The sequence below is a fragment of the Vibrio phycocola genome, from assembly GCF_054404255.1.
The window spans coordinates 378,851-397,092 of sequence record NZ_JBTAMQ010000002.1 but is presented as its reverse complement, the minus strand read 5'-3'; the positions used below and the strand labels follow the sequence as shown (position 1 = coordinate 397,092).

The following is an 18,242-nucleotide window of genomic DNA, read 5'->3' as shown; positions in this document are numbered from 1 at the left end:
ATATTCATGATTGTTTGGAGTATCGCCAATCAAAAAGGTGGAGTCGGAAAAACCACTACAACCATCACTCTTGCTGGCCTATTAAGTCAGCAAGGGAAAAGAGTTTTGCTTGTCGATACTGACCCTCATGCATCATTAACGACCTACATGGGGTATGACAGTGATGGGTTATCGAGCAGTCTGTTTGACTTGTTTCAACTTGAATCGCTTACTTTACCAAATATCAAACCTTTAATTATGAAGAGTAACATTGAAGGTTTAGATTTGCTCCCAGGTCATATGTCTCTCGCGACGTTAGATCGAGTGATGGGCAATCGAAGCGGTATGGGATTAGTCTTAAAAAAGACATTAATTCAATTAAAACAAGAATACGACTATGTCTTGATTGATTGTCCTCCGATTCTTGGAGTCATGATGGTGAATGCTCTGGCGGCAAGTGACCGGATACTGATTCCAGTTCAAACCGAGTTCTTAGCAATGAAGGGCTTAGAGCGAATGGTAAGAACGTTAGATATTATGCAGAAGTCGCGTAAGAAGTCTTTTAAAGTGACGATCGTTCCTACTATGTACGACAAAAGAACGAAGGCATCGTTACAAACATTAACTCAGCTTAAAAAGGACTATGCGACACGAGTTTGGAGTTCCGCTATTCCCATTGACACAAAATTTCGTGATGCGAGCCTGAAACGGTTACCTGCATCTTATTTTGCTCAAGGAAGTCGGGGAGTTTTTGCATATCGACAGCTATTAATTTACCTCGAGAGGTTGGCGATCGATGAGTCCTAATCAAACATTGTCGAGCGAGCAAGCTCTTAAGGACTATTTTTCTGCATTACTTGATGAAGTTGCGGAAGAATTGGAACTAGATCAAGAAATAGTGGCACAAACTGAACAGAAAATTAACCAACCGCTGGAAGTTGTACCACAATTACAATTGGATGCAGAGCCACTTTTGCCTATGCGGTCAGTCGGTGAGGTTGAAGCACCAAGTCTTGTCGATGTTCAGCGTTTACTCGATCGCCTCGAAGGCAGTGATCCAGTAACAAACGTGAGTGGTGTTGATGACCTGATCACGCAAAATACGGTGAATTTACATATTGTAGATAAACCCGATATTGAAGAAATTCAAGAATGGGATATTGAAGACGAGCCGGTGGTTGAGGTCGAAGCGCTGGCGGAAGAGTCGGATGTAGAAATTGACTCCGAAGAAGAGCTGAGTGTATCAGTTGAAGTTTCAGAAGAAATAGAACACCAAGTTGAAGACCAAGTTATTTTGAATGAGGCCACTTGGACATCAACTGAGCGCGAACATGCGTTTCAAGTTCTATTTTTTGATGTTTATGGCGTGACATTTGCGGTGCCACTTGACGAATTAGGCGGTATTCATCGTTTAGAAGAGACCAGTCACTTAATTGGTCGACCTTCATGGTATTTAGGGCTGCAATCAAATAAAGATAATCAACTTGACGTCGTAGATACCGCTAAATGGGTGATGCCGGACAAGTTAATCGATGATTCTTATAAAGAGTCTTATGATTATATTGTCATGCTAGGTGAAAGTTTATGGGGACTTGCAAGTGGAGCATTGAAAGGGACAGAGCTGATTCAAACTGATGAAGTTCGATGGCGTTCAACCGCAGGAAAGCGGCCTTGGCTTGCAGGAATGGTTAAAGAAAAAATGTGTGCATTAATTCATGTCGAGGCGCTAATTCAGATGTTAGATGCTGGCCAAGATGTAAACGCACTTGAAAAATTGTAGAACATTGATGTCGGAAACGGCTTAATAGAGGAAAAGTTATGTTTGAAGCGAACGAAGTAGAACTAAGAAAAGATGGGTCTTCGAATGACGAAGTACTTCAGTGGGTGACATTTCAACTTGAGGAAGAAACCTACGGCATTAATGTAATGCAAGTACGAGAAGTTCTACGCTATACCGAAATCGCTCCCGTTCCTGGTGCGCCAGATTACGTACTAGGTATCATTAATCTGCGTGGTAATGTTGTAACGGTCATTGATACACGCTCTCGTTTTGGTCTGATTCAAGGCGAAACAACGGACAATACGCGTATTATTGTGATTGAATCTGAGCATCAGGTTATTGGTATCTTAGTCGATAGTGTAGCGGAAGTTGTATATCTTAAATCTTCAGAAATTGATACGACTCCAAGTGTTGGTACTGATGAAAGCGCTAAGTTTATCCAAGGTGTAAGTAATCGAGATGGTAAGCTATTGATCTTGGTTGATTTGAATAAGCTTCTATCAGATGAAGAATGGGACGAAATGGCTCATTTATAATGGTAAATCTTGCAGCGGTTGAGACGCCGATCATATTGGGTGTATGCCTTGTTGTTGTGTTGGTTCTTTTTGTGATTATCGGACAGGTGAAAAGAAGTTCGATGAAGCAAATTGAACACGAGAAGGTGCAGCGTGAAGAAGTAAGCAACCAATTAATTAAAACCAATAAACAATTGCTTGAACTACGTTCTGTCGTTATTGGTTTAGGACAAAAAGTGACTGACCAGCAGGAGCTTCTTGTCTTGTTAAACGAGCGTCTTGTTGAACTCGAACAAGAAGATACAGATTCGAGACTGTATTCTCGAGCAAGCAAACTCGTTAAGCTCGGAGCTGACATCGACGAGGTGATCAGTGAATGTGAATTACCTCAAGCTGAAGCTGAATTAATGTATTCGTTACAGCAAAAATTAGCGGGCAAAGAAAAGGTTCCGCCCCTTAGTAGTCTTCCTGAAAGATTAAAGAGCGGGATACCTGAGCCAAATGCAGCGATACGAAAAAATCCTCGCAGTTAGAATAAATAAGGGAACCAAATGGTTCCCTTATTTTTATTTAATTTTCATTATTTGTGTAAATAGTAGATGAAGTGCCAATTTTGAGGGGTTTATTGTACTTACTGATTTGACCTTGGCGCGCATGTGTTAAGATAGCGCCCAAGAAGGACCAGTGAATTAAATCATGCTAGACATTAAGAACCTCTCGGTTATCCGTGGAAACAAACCGCTAATATCCAACCTTTCATTTTCCGTTTCTCCTGGCGAACTTATTCAAGTTGAAGGGCAAAATGGCAGTGGCAAAACGACATTATTGCGAATTCTTGCCGGGTTGGGTGTCGCTGACGAAGGCGATGTGTATTGGAACCAGTCCACCATCAAGAGATGTCGCGATGAATACAACAGTGAATTATTGTTTATTGGACATCAAACGGGTGTTAAACGAGAGCTAACAGCTTTGGAAAATGCACAGTTTTATCAATCGCTACACCATAACACTCAATCTGATGAGAAGATCTATACGGTTTTGGCTAAGGTAGGTTTGGCCGGACGTGAAGATATCCCAGTGATGCATCTTTCTGCAGGTCAGCAACGTCGTGTTGCTCTAGCTCGTTTATGGTTAAGTGAAAAAAAATTATGGGTTTTGGATGAACCTTTAACGGCGATTGATAAAAAAGGCGTCGCAATTTTAGAATCATTATTTACTTCACATGTCGAGCGTGGAGGAATGTTGGTGTTTACGACTCACCAAGATTTGTTTCGAGAAAGCAATCGGTTGAAGTCTATCAACTTAGGTGAAGCCCCAATATGTTAACGACATTTGTGTTAATTGTTCGACGCGAGTTGCTATTGGCTTATCGACGTCAATCTGAAGTGTTGAATCCGCTATGGTTCTTTGTTCTGATTGTTACCTTGTTTCCCCTTGCTCTAGGGCCAGAGCCTGGGATATTAACTCGTATTGCTGCTGGGATTGTTTGGGTTGCGGCATTACTATCGACATTATTATCACTAGAACGAATGTTTCGAGATGACTTCAACGATGGTGCGTTAGAACAGCTTTTGCTTGCTCCAACTCCTTTATTTGTTATTGTCTTGGCAAAAGTCATCGCTCACTGGATATTAACAGCATTGCCTTTGCTCATTATCAGTCCATTACTCGCTATTTTGTTGGCAGTTGAATGGGATAGTTGGGTTGCGTTAATGCTAACTTTGTTGGTCGGAACACCGACTCTGAGTTTTATTGGTGCGATTGGAGTGGCATTAACGGTTGGATTGAGAAAAGGCAGTGTTATTCTTAGTTTATTAGTATTACCGCTGTATATTCCAGTGCTAATTTTTGCTACTTCAGCCATAGAGTCAGCTTCACTTGGCGTATCATACACTGGACAATTAGCGGTATTAGCCGCAATGCTGACGGGGTCAATGACAATGACACCTATATTGATTGGTTTATCGCTCAGAGTTAGCGTTGAGTAATAGAGAGAAGTAAAATGTGGAAGTGGCTTCACCCCTTAGCAAAACCAGAAACAACGTACCGATTTTGTGGACTATTAATTCCGTATTTAATGATCTCGTGTATCGTGTTGTTGCTTGTCGGCACCATATGGGGGCTTGCTTTCTCACCTGCGGATTATCAGCAGGGAGATAGTTTTAGAATTATGTATATCCATGTTCCATCGGCAATATGGTCGATGGGAGCGTATTTGACGATGGCCATTAGTGCTTTTATCGGCTTAGTGTGGCAGGTAAGAATGTCGAACCTGGCCGCGATCGCGATTGCGCCTATTGGTGCGGTATTCACTTTTATAGCGTTAGTGACTGGCGCTGTTTGGGGGAAACCAATGTGGGGAGCTTGGTGGGTCTGGGACGCGCGCTTGACGTCTGAGTTGATACTATTGTTTCTTTATATTGGTGTTATTGCCTTATATAACGCATTTGATGATAGTAAAGTTGCTGCAAAGGCATCCGGTATTCTTGCGATTGTTGGTGTGATTAACTTACCGATTATCCATTTTTCAGTGGAGTGGTGGAATACACTTCATCAAGGTGCTTCTATTACGAAGTTCGCGAAACCTTCAATTTCATCCTCAATGTTGTGGCCACTTTTGATTAATATTGCCGCGTTTGGGGTATTTCTTGCGCTGGTTAGTATGATTAGACTGCGTAACGAAATTCTTGCCAGTGAACATCACCGACCTTGGGTCAAGGCACTAGTTATCAACAATAATGGAGAGACATAGATGCTCTATTTTGATTCAATGAGTGACTTTATTGCTATGGGTGGTTATGCCGTATATGTTTGGAGCTCATTTGGGATTACGTTTATTTCAGGGTTATGGTTACTTATTAGTAGTATGAGAAAGAAAAATAAAATTTTGGCTCAAGTTAAACAAGAATTGGAGCGTCAGGCTAGGATTGAAGCGGCAAAAACAATGGAGAATACTCTATGAATCCTAGACGTAAAAAACGGTTAGCAATCGTGCTATCTATTGTATTGGGTTTGGGAGCGACAGTTGGTTTAACTCTGTATGCTCTCAATCAGAATATCGATCTTTTTTATACACCCAGTGAAATCTTAAACGGGAAACCAAATGGTGAGAAACCATCAACTGGACAACGATTGAGAGTCGGTGGGATGGTTGTTGAGGGATCGGTTAAACGCGACAGTGACTCGTTAAAGGTGAGTTTCGATCTTAACGATATCGGCGATTCAATCACCGTAACTTACGATGGCATTCTTCCAGATCTTTTTCGGGAAGGACAAGGTATCGTTGCTCAAGGTGTATTAGTCGATAGTAAAACGATTGAGGCATTCGAGGTTCTTGCCAAGCATGATGAAAACTACATGCCTCCAGAGATCGAAGAAGCGATGAAAGCAAATCATGAAGCAATAGCGCAGTAAACGCTCTAACAACACCTAGGACATTGATAGATATGATAGTAGAGCTTGGACACGTAGCCCTTTTTATTGCGTTGGCATTTTCTGTTTTACTTACGGTATTACCAGCGATTGGCGTTCGTACTGGAAACCTATCGTTGATGGATAGCGCTAGGTCGCTTTCCTTCGGCTTATTTTTATTTTTAAGTTGCTCATTCATCGTTTTATTATGGGCATTTTACTCAAATGATTTTTCGGTTCTTTATGTCGCGACAAACTCAAACAGCCAGCTACCTTGGTACTATCGCTTAACCGCAGTGTGGGGAGCTCATGAAGGCTCGTTATTGCTGTGGGTGCTTATTCAAGCAGGCTGGGCGGTAGCCGTTGCCATATGGAGCCGTGGCATGCCAAGGGACTCGGTTGCTCGAGTGCTTGCGGTAATGGGTGTGATCATTACAGGGTTCATTCTGTTTATTGTCATAACGTCTAACCCATTTACTCGGACGTTACCATTTTTTCCAATTGATGGACGAGATCTGAATCCACTACTTCAAGATCCTGGTTTAATCATACATCCTCCAATGTTGTACATGGGATATGTAGGGTTTTCTGTTGCCTTTTCATTCGCTATTGCTTCTTTAACTGCTGGCCGCCTTGATACTGCTTGGGCCAAGTGGTCACGGCCTTGGACTATGGCCGCTTGGGTATTTTTAACCCTAGGTATTGCGCTAGGCTCTTGGTGGGCCTATTACGAATTAGGTTGGGGTGGCTGGTGGTTTTGGGACCCGGTGGAAAATGCGTCACTCATGCCTTGGTTGGCGGGTACCGCATTAATTCACTCTCTAGCGGTTACCGAGAAGCGTGGCACCTTTAAAGCGTGGACAGTGTTAATGGCGTTATCGGCATTTTCGTTAAGTTTGCTAGGTACTTTTTTAGTTCGTTCAGGAATTTTGGTTTCGGTCCATGCTTTTGCATCCGATCCTGCTCGTGGGATTTTTATCCTAGGTTTCTTAGTCCTAATTATTGGTGGTTCGTTGCTTCTTTTTGCCATCAATGGTTCAAAGATTCGAGCCGCAGGTAATTATCAACTGATCTCCAGAGAAAATGCGTTACTGAGTAATAACTTCATCATTGTGGCCGCATTGGTTGTGGTTCTTATTGGTACATTACTGCCTCTTGTACATAAGCAGATAGGGTTGGGCTCGGTCTCTATTGGCGCGCCATTCTTTAATCTGATGTTTACATGGTTAATGATTCCACTTGCTGTGCTGCTTGGTATCGGGCCTCTAATTCGTTGGAAGAGAGATAATTTAAGTCATTTAAAACGTCCGATTCTATTTATGGGTATCAGCTCAATTTTACTTGCCGCTGGTGTGAGTTGGTTGGCGACTGCTCAATTCCATTTTATGGTTTGGCTTGGCTGGACAATGGCCTTGTGGATAACCCTAATGCATGGATATGAGATCGTGAAACGCGCGACTCATAAACACAGCTTAGTGACTGGGTTAAAAGTATTACCGCGCAGTCACTGGGCAATGGTACTGGCCCACTTAGGTATCGCCGTCACTATCATTGGCATTGCGATGGTACAAAACTTAAGTGTTGAAAAAGATGTTCGTTTGGCGCCAGGTATGAGCTATGAAGTTGCGGGGTATGAATTCGAGTTTGTTGAAGTACGAGAAGCTCAAGGACCCAACTATCAGACTTATTTGGCCGAGTTCAAAGTAACACAATCTCAAGATCTGGTGGCGATGCTTACGGCGGAAAAACGTTACTATTCTTCTGCAGAAAATATGATGACTGAAGCAGCGATAGATGTCGGTGTTACACGGGACTTGTATATTGCGATGGGTGAGCGTTTAGATGATGGGCAATCGTGGGCGGTGAGAATTTACTACAAACCGTTTGTACGTTGGATTTGGCTTGGTGCCATTTTGATGGCAATCGGTGGTGTTATTGCCATGACCGATAAGCGGTATCGTTTTAGAAAGTTAAATACAGAAGGCTCTCGCAATGAATAAAAAACTCTTTATTCCGCTGATTGCGTTCATGCTACTTGCTGTCGTGTTTGTTATTCAGTTGATAAAAAATACTCAGGGAGATGATCCTACAAAGCTGGAATCAGTTTTGATTGGTCAACCCGTCCCAACGTTTAGTTTGATGGATTTAGCCGACCCGACTAAACAGTATGAGCAATCAATATTTACAGGTCAGCCAATGCTGTTAAATGTTTGGGCAACTTGGTGTCCAACATGTTATGCCGAACATCAATACTTGAATGAATTGGCGAAGCAAGGCGTAAAGATTATCGGTCTTAACTATAAAGACGACCGTGCTAAGGCATTTGAATGGTTAACACGCCTTGGAAACCCGTATTTGATTACTTTGTATGATGGTGACGGGATGTTGGGGCTTGATTTAGGTGTATATGGAGCTCCAGAAACCTTCATTATTGATGCAAAAGGGATAATTCAGTATCGCCATGTTGGGGACGTGAATGCTCAGAATTGGCGCGATACTCTTCAACCTATCTATCTTCAATTGAATGAGGAAGCCAAATGAAGCAATTATCAATTTTTCTCTCATTGTTGGTAGTGGTTCTGATCTTCGCTAAGGCACCTAGTGCGGCGATTGATGTTTATGAGTTTGAGACTACGGAGCAGGAAGCTTTATTCAAAGAATTGAGCAATACGCTGCGTTGTCCTAAATGCCAGAATAATACCATTGCTGATTCAAATTCGGCATTGGCTCAAGACCTTCGAACTAAAGTTTACCAAATGGTAAAAGAAGGTAAGAGCTCAGACGAAATTGTCGATTATATGGTCGCTCGATACGGGCAATTTATTAATTACAATCCTCAGCTAAGTCCTTCAACGGCGATACTGTGGTTTGCGCCGTTCATTGTCATTGTATTTGGGGTTGGATTTATTATGGCTAAATCGCGTCGTCAAACGGTACGTACAGCGACACCGCTCGATGCCGATCAGCAAGCTCGGATTGCCGAGTTACTGAAAGAGGATGAAACCCCAATTGAGACTAGGGAGCGAGATTCATGATTGTGTTTTGGATTGTCGCCGTACTGATGTTTTTGCTCGCAGCATGTTTAATCATCATTCCACTGACTCAAAAAGCGGATGCAAACGACCAAGAGCGTCGTGACACACTCAATAAAGCTTTCTTTAAACAGCGCTTATTTGAACTAGAAAGTGAAGATAGTGAAGGTTTGATTGCCGATAAAGCTGAATTGGTAACAGAACTTCAACAAAGTTTGCTACAAGATGTTCCCGATCAGGTGCCATCGTCGTCTGACGTTACATCAGATAAACGACAACGCTTAAACTCAGTACTGATACCTTTATCTTTGGTGCTTATGGTCTCGTTAAGTGGTGGGATGTATTACTGGTTAGGGAGTTATCAGAAGGTGACTCATTGGCAGCAGGTAAGTGCGCAATTACCCGAATTATCGAAACGCCTTGTCGACAGTGGGAATGTACCTCTAAGTGATCAAGAAATGGATGACCTGTCTTTAGCGTTACGGACTCATTTACATCATTCACCATCGGATGCAATGGGGTGGTTGTTATTAGGTAAAATAGCAATGGCTAACTTTGATGCAGGCAATGCTGTCGCTGCAATGGCTAAGGCGTATTCAGAAAGTCCAGATAATAGCAGTATTCGTTATGGCTATGCTCAGTCGTTGATGGCAACCGGTGACGAACATAATCGTCGTCAGTCCGTTCAATTATTGAACGAATTAATCCAATCAGGCTCAACCGATATTAGAGTCTATTCATTACTCGCTTTGAATGCCTACGATAATAAACAGTATTCCTTAGCGATTGATTATTGGCGAAAGATGCAGACCATTTTAGGAAGCAATGATGAACGGCATGCTTGGTTAGATAAAAAAATAAAAGAAGCTGATGGCCTATTACAGAAGCAGTCGCCAATTAGCAGCAAGTCGATTAAGGTTACAGTAAACGTTGCACCTAATATTCCTGTTACGCAAGACATGGCTGTCATCGTATCTATTCATGATGAATTTGGCTCACCGATGCCTGTTGCCGCAGTACGCCTAAATGCGCTTTCTTTTCCACTTACTGTTGAATTAAACGACAATAGTAGCCTGATTGAAGAGCGATTATTAAGCTCACTGGAGCAGTTCAGAGTTAAGGTCAGACTAGACCAAGACGGGAATGTAGCAACAAAAGAGGGTGACTATTTTGGTGAAAGCGAACTAGGAGGTTTTGAGCAAACAGTTGAAGTTGAAGTCAATAAGAAGTATTAATAGATGATTCTTATGGCAATCGAACTTTGTTCAATTACGTAAACTATGACTTTAAAAATTTATCGCACAGTACTATTAATTTTAGTTTCCATTGCTACGGTAGGGTGCAGTTCTCGCCCGGACAGTCAAGCAAACGGAGCCTACGATCCTTTGGAAAGCGCAAACCGAGTCGTATGGACATTGAATTACGATTACCTTGACCCTTATATATTTAGGCCAACGGCAATTGCTTATGTTACGTATACACCAACACCATTGCGCTACGGTTTATCAAATTTCTTTTCCAATCTTGGTGAACCGTCAACCATCGTTAATAACCTACTAATGGGGAATGGGAAGAAAGCTCTGAACCATTTTAACCGTTTTTGGCTCAATTCTACTTTTGGGCTACTTGGTGTTTTTGATATTGCATCGCATGCAGGATTGTCTAGTGAAGGGTCTAAGGGATTTGACGATGCTTTAGGGCATTATGGTGTCGGTGATGGAGCATACCTCATGGTTCCTGGGGCTGGGCCTTATACAGTTCGAAATGCCGCGAGTTTTATTGACAATACTTATTTACCTCTTAGTTATCTCAATATTTGGGGCGCAGCGGGTAAATTTTTGATTGAAGGCTTAGAAAGTCGGGCCGCTCTAGTTAGTCAAGAGTCACTTTTAGAGAGCTCTCCTGATCCTTATGCATTCACTCGAGATGTTTACTTGCAGCGCGAGGCGTACAACGCAGAAATTGTTATTGACGACTTTGATGCCGCAGAAGAAGATGAATTTGACAACTATCTAGACGAATTTGGCGACTAGCTCTGATGACATTAGGCCGACATTGCTCGGCCACTAAAATATTCGTTTTCAATAATATATTCGGTATTACGAACAAATTCATCGATCATCTGGCTCGGATGTTTTTGTCTTTGAATCAATTTACTTGTCGACAGAACGGCTCCCACACGAATGTTATGAGCATCTAGCTCTTTAGCCCATGTTTGAGTGAAACCTGAGACCATATACGAAGTGTAATCGCACTCTTTTTCTTCTTGTAAGTTGCAAACGACATTCACAATGACCCCTTCTTTCATTTCATTTCTCATTCTTTCAGAACATAAATGCACAAAAGAAAACAGAGTTGATGCCATGCTTGTAATATTGTGAGTAAAACGATCAATAGGGTTTTCATCAACAACGGAGGGGAGGCGATGTGTGGGCCAGTTATTAATAAGAACATCTGGAGCTTGTTCGAACTTTAGTTGAACAAAGTCAAAAATTTCAGCGATAGTACTGTGGTTATATCCATCGACAAAATAGTAGTGAATATCTTCTGACACAGCTTTACAGCGATGATAGGTTTCAACAAGTTGATGATATTGGTGATCAATTAAGACGACCTTTGCTCCGAATGAAGCAAAGTGTTCGGCAAGTGCACTTCCTAGTGCAGAACCGGCTGATGTTACAACTACAACAGAATTTTGTACGTGCATCGCCTAACCTTCCTCACATAATTTATATTGATATTTTTCATCGTGAATAAACTTAAGAATGATTCATTCTAGGAATATAGGTTGTGAATCCCATCATATTCTTTTAATAGCTTTGTAAATAAAGGCAGGTTTCTTGGAGTGATTCACAAACTGTTCAGCGGGATGTTAGTGAATTTACATTAAATATCGCTAAAGTTGGACTGATAACTCACTTTGTCGTTGGTTCGCGATTAAATCATGGTAGAGCTGAAAATCATATTGAGATGTTTTAGGCTGTGTCTGTTTCACTTTCTGTCTCTGGTGTTCAGACAAGTTATAGTAAACATCTTCTGGTAAATTTCCGGTGTGCTCTGGCATATAAGTAAGGGCATCGGGTGCAAGGTAAGCCTGTAAACGTGCTGCGCTGAGTCCTCCTTGATTAAATTGTTCCGCGATCTGCGCCCCTCGTTGATAACTTGCTTCGTCACTTGTCATCTTTTGGCCAGCGGGAACGGCAAAGCGCTCATCCAATGATAAGTCATCAGCCGAAGGAATAGAATCAATAGGAGTATGATATTGGGCATCATCACAAATCATCGCAAGGAGCAATGAAAAGTCAGCTCTGCGCTGGCTGTGGACTGCCTGTCCAACATCCTGACCAAATCGTAGTATATCGATTGAATGTGATGATTCTAACGCTTGAATTGACATATATCCTCCGCTTACAAGAATGGTAGCGGCAGGGTAGGGAAAATCTTAAGTTGTTTTGTATAATAAAAAAGCCTGCAGAATATGCAGGCTATCATTTCACTACTTAGGAGTTACTGAATATTAAGCTAGGTTTTCAGCCACGAAATCCCAGTTTACTAATGCCCAAAAGCCTGCCATGTAGTCAGGACGAACATTACGGTAATCGATGTAGTAAGCGTGTTCCCACAAGTCTACTGTTAGCAAAGGAGTCACACCTGCTTCAGTGATTGGCGTGCCAGCGTTTGAAGTATTTGTGATTGCTAGAGAACCGTCTGCATTTTTAACAAGCCAAGTCCATGATGAACCGAAGTTATTCACTGCCGAATCTGTGAATTTTGCTTTGAATTCTTCGAATGAACCGAATGCCGCATTGATTGCATCTGCAACAGCACCCGTTGGCTCACCGCCACCGTTTGGAGACAAACAGTTCCAGTAGAAAGTGTGGTTCCAAATTTGAGCTGCATTGTTAAATACACCGCCAGTTGACGTTTTGATGATTTCTTCTAACGTTTTATTTTCAAATTCAGTACCAGGAATTAAACCGTTAAGCTTAACCACGTATGTGTTGTGGTGTTTACCGTGGTGAAAATCCAATGTTTCCGCAGAAATGTGTGGTTCTAGTGCATCTTTTGCATAAGGAAGTGCTGGTAGTTCAATTGCCATTGCTCGATTCTCCGTTGTGTATAGAAAGAACAGTGTCTTTCATTTTGCTTCCAATATTAGATATTTTTCTTTTATTTTCGTCGATACAGCTGACTTGAGAGTAGTTTAGCAAGTTTTTACTTTATTTAAAGCACAAATTTGCAAATTTACCTTTGCGAATTCCTTTCATTGTAGGTGATACTACTTGAGAGCAGACCCGTAATATCTTAGTTTAACCGCTTTGAATGAAAATATATGGGCATTAACCACAATTTTTTTGGGCTTTTTATTCTATTTAGATGACTTAGAATGACTCAATAATTATTTAACCTCACCGTGTAATAGAGGAAATCATGGAAACAATCGATAAAATTAAACAGCAAATTGAAGAGAACTCGATTCTACTTTATATGAAAGGCTCTCCAAAACTTCCTAGTTGTGGGTTTTCATCTCAAGCTTCTCAAGCTCTGATGGCATGTAATGAAAAGTTCGCATATGTGGACATCCTTCAAAATCCAGACATTCGTGCTGAATTGCCGGCTTACGCGCAATGGCCAACATTTCCCCAGCTTTGGGTTGAAGGTGAGTTAGTCGGCGGATGTGACATTATTTTGGAAATGTTCCAAAAAGGTGAGTTACAACCACTTGTAAAAGAAGCGGCTGCTCGTAACGCAACCGAAGAATAAACGGTATAAATTTACAAGACTTATTGCTATGTTAAGGCCACAAATATTGTGGCCTTTTTAATTGTGTGATGCCAAGACTTTTTATTGCAGAAAAACCCAGCCTAGCAAGGGCAATTGCAGATGCCTTGCCTAAACCTCACCGTAAGCAGCAAGGTGCGATTCATTGCGCAAATGGTGATGTGATCACCTGGTGCATCGGTCACCTACTCGAACAAGTCCAGCCCGATGCTTATGACAGTCGTTATAAAAGTTGGCGACTGGATGATTTGCCGATTATTCCACAGAAATGGCAACTGAAGCCGAGAAAATCAGCCGCCGCACAATTGAAAGTGGTCAAAGCATTATTGAAAGAGCCGTTTGATCTTGTCCATGCTGGTGACCCAGACCGAGAAGGGCAGTTGTTAGTTGATGAGGTGATTGATTATTGTAAGGTTAGTCAATCTAAGCGAGCGGCTATGCAGAGACTTCTGATTAGCGATCTCAATGTCAGTGCAGTCAAGCGTGCATTAAGTCAACTAAGAGCCAACTCAGAGTTTATTCCTCTCTCTGTCTCGGCATTGGCGCGTTCGCGAGCTGATTGGCTGTACGGTATCAATATGTCGCGCGCCTATACGCTATTGGGGCAACGAGCCGGCTATAAAGGCGTTCTATCGGTTGGTAGAGTTCAAACTCCCGTTCTAGGGTTAGTCGTACGCCGAGATGAGGAAATCGAGAACTTTGTCCCTCGTGACTATTTCACGTTACATGCCTTGATACCATACAAGTCTGAGGACACCTCTTTTGATATTCGAGCAAAGTGGAAACCGAGTGAGGCATGTCAACCGTGGCAGGATGAAGACGGGCGAGTTCTGAATCTGAAATTAGTTGAAAACGTGGCGAGTCGTATAGCTGGTCAACCTGCTGTTGTTAAAGAGTCGGAGCAAAAGCAATCAAAAGTCGCGCCACCATTACCGTATTCACTATCCGCATTGCAAATTGATGCTGCAAGGCGTTACACCATGAGTGCTCAGCAAGTACTGGATACCTGTCAGTCTCTATATGAGCGACATAAACTGATCACATATCCTCGTTCTGATTCGCGTCATTTACCTAAAGAACACTGGCAAGAAGCGCCTGTCATTGTGAAAGCAATTTCGAAGAACGTTAGCGAATTGGTGTCTGGTGTCAAAAGTGCAGATTTAACATTGAAATCGAAGGCATGGAATGACAGTAAAGTTGATGCTCACCATGCGATTATTCCCACACCAAAAGCACTCAGCAGTCAGTCGCTTAACAGTGATGAGTATAAAGTCTATCGTTTGATTGCGACGCAATATTTAATGCAATTTTATCCAGCAGCTGTCTATGCGGAATCTAAGTTGTGCTTTGATATTGCTGGAGGAGAATTTGTTGCATCAGGCCGTTCACTAGTGAGTGCTGGTTGGAAAGCGTTAGCAGGTAAGAAAGCCGAAGATGAAGAGGGTGTCGACACTGTTCCTCCTTTGGAAAAAGGTAAAAGTTTACTTTGTCGTGAAGGTAAGATTAAAGCGAGTAAAACTGAGCCACCACGTCCATTTAGTGAAGCAACCTTATTACGCGCAATGACAGGTATTGCTCGATTTGTTGAAGATAAAAGTTTGAAGAAGATTCTGCGAGAAACTGATGGTATTGGCACAGAAGCGACTCGAGCTGGAATTATCGATACTTTAGTGAAACGTGAGCTTCTTGTTCGTGAAGGAAAATCGATCCGAAGTAGTATTGCCGCCAGAGGTTTGATTAATGCTCTGCCAGATCAATCGACCTATCCTGATATGACCGCAATATGGGAACATCAGTTGCAGGGTATGGCTGAAAGAACACAACAATATCAGCCGTTTATAGATAACCTTGTGGTTAACGTTGGCACACTAGTTGAGCAAGTGAAAAACTCACCAATACCTGAATCATTAAGATACTTACCAACTACTACCAAGCGGTCTAGTTATAGGAATAAGGCCGGCGCTAAAAGAAAGCCAGCTAAGAAACGTGCAGTGAAGTGACATAGTTTGCTAGCGTGCATATGAAAAGGGCGCGTGCTTCGAAGTAGTAAAATTAATCATGGAAACGTAAAAAGAGCAGCTTTGAATTCAAAGCTGCTCTTTTTTATATGGTCGGACTGAGAGGATTTGAACCTCCGACCCCCGACACCCCATGACTATAACCAATTAAATCTGTATAATTCATAAGCGGTCATATATAATCAATCTATCATATAAAATGGCGTTTTCCTTGGTTTTATTGGGTTCTTGATGAATCAATGAAATTCAAGGGTAGTCAATTATTTTAGTCATTGGATTAGTCATGGCGTTAGGTAAGAGAGATTTAGAGCGAATTATTAAAACCCCCACAGGGCAACAAACTATGCATAGCCATGAGATGGGGTTATCTCTACGTGAATCTGCAAAAGCTGTTTTGACATGGCAAGGAAAGTACACGTTTGAGGGTAAACAATACCGAATTGATTATGGGCGCTATCCTGAAATGTCGCTTAGAAAAGCCGAAGATGCGCATGCGGAAACTAGGCAATTTGTATTAGAAGGCATCGACCCTAAATTAGAGAGAAATCAGGAAGCAGTAAATACGGTGAATGACCTATGCCGTGAATGGATGGCTAAATATGCAGCCCACCACCGAACTAGATTAGATATTCCCGACCGAGAAATTAAAGCCGACATTTCCCCTAGTATCGGTCACATCAAACTTAGCATTTTAAAAGTGCGACATATCAACCAGTGCCTTGACCCGATTACTGCTAGAGGCAGCCATCCACACGCTAGAAAGATACTTGGGTTACTTCGTCAAATATGCTCTTGGGGAGTACGCAGGGGCTATTTAGCAAATGACCCTACCGCTAACCTGAAAAAGTCTGAATACCACGCTCCAAAGCCTAGAGAGCGTTGTTTGTCATTAGATGAGATAGCAATTGTTTGGCGTAAGTTGCCCGAACTTGGCTTATCTAAGCAAGTGGTCTTAGCAACTAAAATTTTGCTTCTTACTGGACAGCGTAGAAATGAGATAACTCTATCCGAATGGCAGCATATCGACTTTATCAATGGGACTTGGTTAATGCCAAACACCAAAAATGGAAAAGACCACACCATACCGTTATCAAATCAGGTTATTGAGCTATTCAGGCAACTCAAAGAATACGCTAATGGCAGCAAATATGTCATGCCGTCCCCAAAAGGTGATAAGCCCATGAGTGAGAAAGTTATTACTAGGGCAATTGCGCGAAAACAGGCTGATTTCAATATTGAACATTGGACGCCACACGACTTGAGGCGAACAGTTATTACTGGAATGAATGCTATTGGTGTAATGCCACATATAGTTGAGCTTCTTGTAAATCACAGCTTGCCAGAAATGTTAAGGGTCTACTTACAAGGCAAGCAACAAAATGAATTGTTCGAAATGCAGAGAGATGCATTAGGGCAGTGGTCTAACCATGTCGAGGCAATATGTAATGAATAGGCACATGGTACGTGAGAGAATTCGGGTAGCAGTGAAAGTAGATGAAGAAATTGTTGAAAGATACACGGATGTCCTTTGTGAATTGCTAGAGATAGAGTGGATGGGTGACGATATTTCTTTGCATCTAGAGAGGTTGGAACAAGTTAGACTAGTTTCACAAAAGTTACAAAGGCTCATCAATATGCCAGATATGAAAAATTGGGCTGATCGACATGGTAGAGTTCCTGCCGAATATGATAATACGGAGGTCAATATTCTGCCTAGCGAGTTGGTTAATGATGCATGTTCTTATTTAGATTTTACAGCTGAATTGGAACTCACCACTCTTGACGAATCAGGGAAAAATCTTAAGAGGTTTTATGTTACTAGAATGAAGATGAAAGGGATTGATAAAAAGCATATCCATAAGTTGTGTTATCAGTTTCTAGATTTCGCCTCTCTTGATGCAGCAAGGAAATATACAGACAGAACATTAGATAAATATGGACAATTTTTGTAAAAACTTCGTCTGTTCTGTCCAGCTTTCATCTCAAATATCATTAAGATCATAATCACTAACAATCAATAACGGTGATTATTATGCAAGATAAAGAAATAATTTCAGGCAATAAAAATATCGCAAAGTTTTGCGGTATTTCTACAGCAACACTACAACGCTTAGAACGTAAAGGTGAATTTGCACCAAGAATTCAGCTCTCAGCTAGGCGCGTAGGGTGTTATAAACAAGATCTATACGATTGGCTGAATTCTCGAAAGAGCCAGAATCAACCCTCTATGAATATGGAGGGTTAATCATGTCTATAACATTCGAATCACTTCACATGAACCACCCCGAAGCATTCCATGAATTATCTCAAATGGATGTAACCCCAAGGCGGCTGTTAATCGACTTGCTTAATGGTCTCACTACTAGCCCACCGAAAAGAGACTATGCCGACATTGAGGTTGATAAAGAAGATGCGGTTATCTCAACACTCAAGATAAAGCATGGCGTAGAGATAACAACCAAGCGTGCGCATGGTAATTATTCATATCACATGATGACGACAGAGCAGATTGATGAGTTTTTTAATGACCGTGAATCAATGAGAAAGCGAGTTAATGACAAGATTTGGTCGATGCGAACTAGAAACCTCGATAAGCAACTGCGAAAGGGTATCAATTGGCGGGGAGTAGATTGGATTAAGCATCGTTGTGACATGCTCACTATCTATGGTGATACCGCTGCGAATGATGATGCGGAAAAGAAAAAGGACTCTAGCAACTAAATAC

23 protein-coding genes are annotated in these 18,242 nt (G+C 41.8%); 20 read left to right on the top strand and 3 right to left on the bottom strand.

What is annotated here, in order from left to right:
* Positions 1 to 6 precede the first annotated feature (6 nt).
* The 14 genes from ACXJY6_RS05485 to ACXJY6_RS05420 all read left to right on the top strand — a co-directional run bounded on the left by ACXJY6_RS05485 (position 7) and on the right by ACXJY6_RS05420 (position 10,750).
* On the top strand, positions 7 to 786 hold the full coding sequence (locus ACXJY6_RS05485; RefSeq protein WP_456050895.1) for a ParA family protein: 780 nt from the start codon (positions 7 to 9) through the stop codon (positions 784 to 786).
* Positions 776 to 1,759: a chemotaxis protein CheW gene (locus ACXJY6_RS05480; RefSeq protein ID WP_456050896.1), complete on the top strand. Its 984-nt coding sequence runs from the start codon at positions 776 to 778 to the stop codon at positions 1,757 to 1,759. Before ACXJY6_RS05485 ends, ACXJY6_RS05480 begins: the two co-directional genes overlap by 11 nt.
* 38 nt (positions 1,760 to 1,797) lie before the next feature.
* Complete coding sequence (locus ACXJY6_RS05475) at positions 1,798 to 2,295, top strand: chemotaxis protein CheW (RefSeq protein ID WP_456050897.1); 498 nt, start codon at positions 1,798 to 1,800, stop codon at positions 2,293 to 2,295.
* On the top strand, positions 2,295 to 2,807 hold the full coding sequence (locus tag ACXJY6_RS05470; RefSeq protein WP_456050898.1) for a DUF2802 domain-containing protein: 513 nt from the start codon (positions 2,295 to 2,297) through the stop codon (positions 2,805 to 2,807). Before ACXJY6_RS05475 ends, ACXJY6_RS05470 begins: the two co-directional genes overlap by 1 nt.
* A gap of 163 nt (positions 2,808 to 2,970) precedes the next feature.
* The gene (gene ccmA / locus ACXJY6_RS05465) at positions 2,971 to 3,600 is read left to right on the top strand and encodes a cytochrome c biogenesis heme-transporting ATPase CcmA (protein ID WP_458767653.1); all 630 of its coding nucleotides are present in this window, start codon (positions 2,971 to 2,973) and stop codon (positions 3,598 to 3,600) included.
* A complete protein-coding gene (gene ccmB, locus ACXJY6_RS05460; protein WP_456050900.1) occupies positions 3,594 to 4,262 on the top strand; it encodes a heme exporter protein CcmB in 669 nt (222 codons plus the stop codon). The genes ccmA and ccmB overlap by 7 nt, the downstream gene beginning before the upstream one ends.
* A gap of 14 nt (positions 4,263 to 4,276) precedes the next feature.
* Positions 4,277 to 5,026, top strand: coding sequence for a heme ABC transporter permease (locus ACXJY6_RS05455; protein ID WP_458767652.1), 750 nt, complete (start codon positions 4,277 to 4,279; stop codon positions 5,024 to 5,026).
* Positions 5,027 to 5,236, top strand: a complete 210-nt coding sequence (ccmD, locus tag ACXJY6_RS05450) for a heme exporter protein CcmD (RefSeq protein WP_456050902.1) — start codon at positions 5,027 to 5,029, stop codon at positions 5,234 to 5,236.
* Positions 5,233 to 5,688, top strand: coding sequence for a cytochrome c maturation protein CcmE (gene ccmE / locus ACXJY6_RS05445; protein WP_456050903.1), 456 nt, complete (start codon positions 5,233 to 5,235; stop codon positions 5,686 to 5,688). Before ccmD ends, ccmE begins: the two co-directional genes overlap by 4 nt.
* Before the next feature lie 32 nt (positions 5,689 to 5,720).
* Complete coding sequence (locus ACXJY6_RS05440) at positions 5,721 to 7,685, top strand: heme lyase CcmF/NrfE family subunit (RefSeq protein WP_458767651.1); 1,965 nt, start codon at positions 5,721 to 5,723, stop codon at positions 7,683 to 7,685.
* On the top strand, positions 7,678 to 8,226 hold the full coding sequence (locus ACXJY6_RS05435; RefSeq protein ID WP_456050905.1) for a DsbE family thiol:disulfide interchange protein: 549 nt from the start codon (positions 7,678 to 7,680) through the stop codon (positions 8,224 to 8,226). The genes ACXJY6_RS05440 and ACXJY6_RS05435 overlap by 8 nt, the downstream gene beginning before the upstream one ends.
* Positions 8,223 to 8,720 (top strand): cytochrome c-type biogenesis protein, encoded by a 498-nt coding sequence (locus ACXJY6_RS05430; RefSeq protein WP_456050906.1) that lies wholly within the window; start codon positions 8,223 to 8,225, stop codon positions 8,718 to 8,720. Before ACXJY6_RS05435 ends, ACXJY6_RS05430 begins: the two co-directional genes overlap by 4 nt.
* On the top strand, positions 8,717 to 9,952 hold the full coding sequence (gene ccmI, locus ACXJY6_RS05425; protein WP_458767650.1) for a c-type cytochrome biogenesis protein CcmI: 1,236 nt from the start codon (positions 8,717 to 8,719) through the stop codon (positions 9,950 to 9,952). Before ACXJY6_RS05430 ends, ccmI begins: the two co-directional genes overlap by 4 nt.
* 45 nt (positions 9,953 to 9,997) lie before the next feature.
* Positions 9,998 to 10,750, top strand: a complete 753-nt coding sequence (locus ACXJY6_RS05420; protein WP_458767649.1) for an MlaA family lipoprotein — start codon at positions 9,998 to 10,000, stop codon at positions 10,748 to 10,750.
* 11 nt (positions 10,751 to 10,761) lie between these two features.
* Here ACXJY6_RS05420 and ACXJY6_RS05415 read toward each other — a convergent pair whose 3' ends face one another.
* The 3 genes from ACXJY6_RS05415 to sodB form a co-directional block, all read right to left on the bottom strand.
* Complete coding sequence (locus ACXJY6_RS05415; protein WP_456050909.1) at positions 10,762 to 11,424, bottom strand: SDR family oxidoreductase; 663 nt, start codon at positions 11,422 to 11,424, stop codon at positions 10,762 to 10,764.
* A 189-nt stretch (positions 11,425 to 11,613) separates the two neighbouring features.
* Positions 11,614 to 12,114: a VC2046/SO_2500 family protein gene (locus ACXJY6_RS05410; RefSeq protein ID WP_456050910.1), complete on the bottom strand. Its 501-nt coding sequence runs from the start codon at positions 12,112 to 12,114 to the stop codon at positions 11,614 to 11,616.
* A 120-nt stretch (positions 12,115 to 12,234) separates the two neighbouring features.
* The gene (gene sodB / locus ACXJY6_RS05405; protein ID WP_456050911.1) at positions 12,235 to 12,816 is read right to left on the bottom strand and encodes a superoxide dismutase [Fe]; all 582 of its coding nucleotides are present in this window, start codon (positions 12,814 to 12,816) and stop codon (positions 12,235 to 12,237) included.
* Positions 12,817 to 13,148: 332 nt separating this feature from the next.
* Here sodB and ACXJY6_RS05400 point away from each other — a divergent pair, with 332 nt between their 5' ends.
* The 6 genes from ACXJY6_RS05400 to ACXJY6_RS05375 all read left to right on the top strand — a co-directional run bounded on the left by ACXJY6_RS05400 (position 13,149) and on the right by ACXJY6_RS05375 (position 18,238).
* A complete protein-coding gene (locus tag ACXJY6_RS05400; RefSeq protein WP_456050912.1) occupies positions 13,149 to 13,481 on the top strand; it encodes a Grx4 family monothiol glutaredoxin in 333 nt (110 codons plus the stop codon).
* Between the two features lie 68 nt (positions 13,482 to 13,549).
* A complete protein-coding gene (locus ACXJY6_RS05395) occupies positions 13,550 to 15,499 on the top strand; it encodes a DNA topoisomerase III (protein ID WP_458767704.1) in 1,950 nt (649 codons plus the stop codon).
* Between the two features lie 301 nt (positions 15,500 to 15,800).
* Complete coding sequence (locus ACXJY6_RS05390; RefSeq protein WP_458767648.1) at positions 15,801 to 16,970, top strand: tyrosine-type recombinase/integrase; 1,170 nt, start codon at positions 15,801 to 15,803, stop codon at positions 16,968 to 16,970.
* 4 nt (positions 16,971 to 16,974) lie between these two features.
* Positions 16,975 to 17,469: a hypothetical protein gene (locus tag ACXJY6_RS05385; protein ID WP_458767647.1), complete on the top strand. Its 495-nt coding sequence runs from the start codon at positions 16,975 to 16,977 to the stop codon at positions 17,467 to 17,469.
* Between the two features lie 80 nt (positions 17,470 to 17,549).
* Positions 17,550 to 17,762 (top strand): helix-turn-helix transcriptional regulator, encoded by a 213-nt coding sequence (locus tag ACXJY6_RS05380; RefSeq protein ID WP_458767646.1) that lies wholly within the window; start codon positions 17,550 to 17,552, stop codon positions 17,760 to 17,762.
* 2 nt (positions 17,763 to 17,764) lie between these two features.
* Positions 17,765 to 18,238 carry a hypothetical protein gene (locus ACXJY6_RS05375; protein WP_458767645.1) on the top strand — a complete coding sequence of 158 codons (474 nt, stop codon included), beginning with the start codon at positions 17,765 to 17,767 and terminating at the stop codon, positions 18,236 to 18,238.
* Positions 18,239 to 18,242 lie beyond the last annotated feature (4 nt).

Bases quoted from the DNA above. Each gene is read 5' to 3' on its own strand.
- ACXJY6_RS05485 (WP_456050895.1), top strand. From the start codon at position 7: ATGATTGTTTGGAGTATCGCCAATCAAAAAGGTGGAGTCGGAAAAACC.
- ACXJY6_RS05480 (WP_456050896.1), top strand. From the start codon at position 776: ATGAGTCCTAATCAAACATTGTCGAGCGAGCAAGCTCTTAAGGACTAT.
- ACXJY6_RS05475 (WP_456050897.1), top strand. From the start codon at position 1,798: ATGTTTGAAGCGAACGAAGTAGAACTAAGAAAAGATGGGTCTTCGAAT.
- ACXJY6_RS05470 (WP_456050898.1), top strand. From the start codon at position 2,295: ATGGTAAATCTTGCAGCGGTTGAGACGCCGATCATATTGGGTGTATGC.
- ccmA (WP_458767653.1), top strand. From the start codon at position 2,971: ATGCTAGACATTAAGAACCTCTCGGTTATCCGTGGAAACAAACCGCTA.
- ccmB (WP_456050900.1), top strand. From the start codon at position 3,594: ATGTTAACGACATTTGTGTTAATTGTTCGACGCGAGTTGCTATTGGCT.
- ACXJY6_RS05455 (WP_458767652.1), top strand. From the start codon at position 4,277: ATGTGGAAGTGGCTTCACCCCTTAGCAAAACCAGAAACAACGTACCGA.
- ccmD (WP_456050902.1), top strand. From the start codon at position 5,027: ATGCTCTATTTTGATTCAATGAGTGACTTTATTGCTATGGGTGGTTAT.
- ccmE (WP_456050903.1), top strand. From the start codon at position 5,233: ATGAATCCTAGACGTAAAAAACGGTTAGCAATCGTGCTATCTATTGTA.
- ACXJY6_RS05440 (WP_458767651.1), top strand. From the start codon at position 5,721: ATGATAGTAGAGCTTGGACACGTAGCCCTTTTTATTGCGTTGGCATTT.
- ACXJY6_RS05435 (WP_456050905.1), top strand. From the start codon at position 7,678: ATGAATAAAAAACTCTTTATTCCGCTGATTGCGTTCATGCTACTTGCT.
- ACXJY6_RS05430 (WP_456050906.1), top strand. From the start codon at position 8,223: ATGAAGCAATTATCAATTTTTCTCTCATTGTTGGTAGTGGTTCTGATC.
- ccmI (WP_458767650.1), top strand. From the start codon at position 8,717: ATGATTGTGTTTTGGATTGTCGCCGTACTGATGTTTTTGCTCGCAGCA.
- ACXJY6_RS05420 (WP_458767649.1), top strand. From the start codon at position 9,998: ATGACTTTAAAAATTTATCGCACAGTACTATTAATTTTAGTTTCCATT.
- ACXJY6_RS05415 (WP_456050909.1), bottom strand. From the start codon at position 11,424: ATGCACGTACAAAATTCTGTTGTAGTTGTAACATCAGCCGGTTCTGCA.
- ACXJY6_RS05410 (WP_456050910.1), bottom strand. From the start codon at position 12,114: ATGTCAATTCAAGCGTTAGAATCATCACATTCAATCGATATACTACGA.
- sodB (WP_456050911.1), bottom strand. From the start codon at position 12,816: ATGGCAATTGAACTACCAGCACTTCCTTATGCAAAAGATGCACTAGAA.
- ACXJY6_RS05400 (WP_456050912.1), top strand. From the start codon at position 13,149: ATGGAAACAATCGATAAAATTAAACAGCAAATTGAAGAGAACTCGATT.
- ACXJY6_RS05395 (WP_458767704.1), top strand. From the start codon at position 13,550: ATGCCAAGACTTTTTATTGCAGAAAAACCCAGCCTAGCAAGGGCAATT.
- ACXJY6_RS05390 (WP_458767648.1), top strand. From the start codon at position 15,801: ATGGCGTTAGGTAAGAGAGATTTAGAGCGAATTATTAAAACCCCCACA.
- ACXJY6_RS05385 (WP_458767647.1), top strand. From the start codon at position 16,975: ATGGTACGTGAGAGAATTCGGGTAGCAGTGAAAGTAGATGAAGAAATT.
- ACXJY6_RS05380 (WP_458767646.1), top strand. From the start codon at position 17,550: ATGCAAGATAAAGAAATAATTTCAGGCAATAAAAATATCGCAAAGTTT.
- ACXJY6_RS05375 (WP_458767645.1), top strand. From the start codon at position 17,765: ATGTCTATAACATTCGAATCACTTCACATGAACCACCCCGAAGCATTC.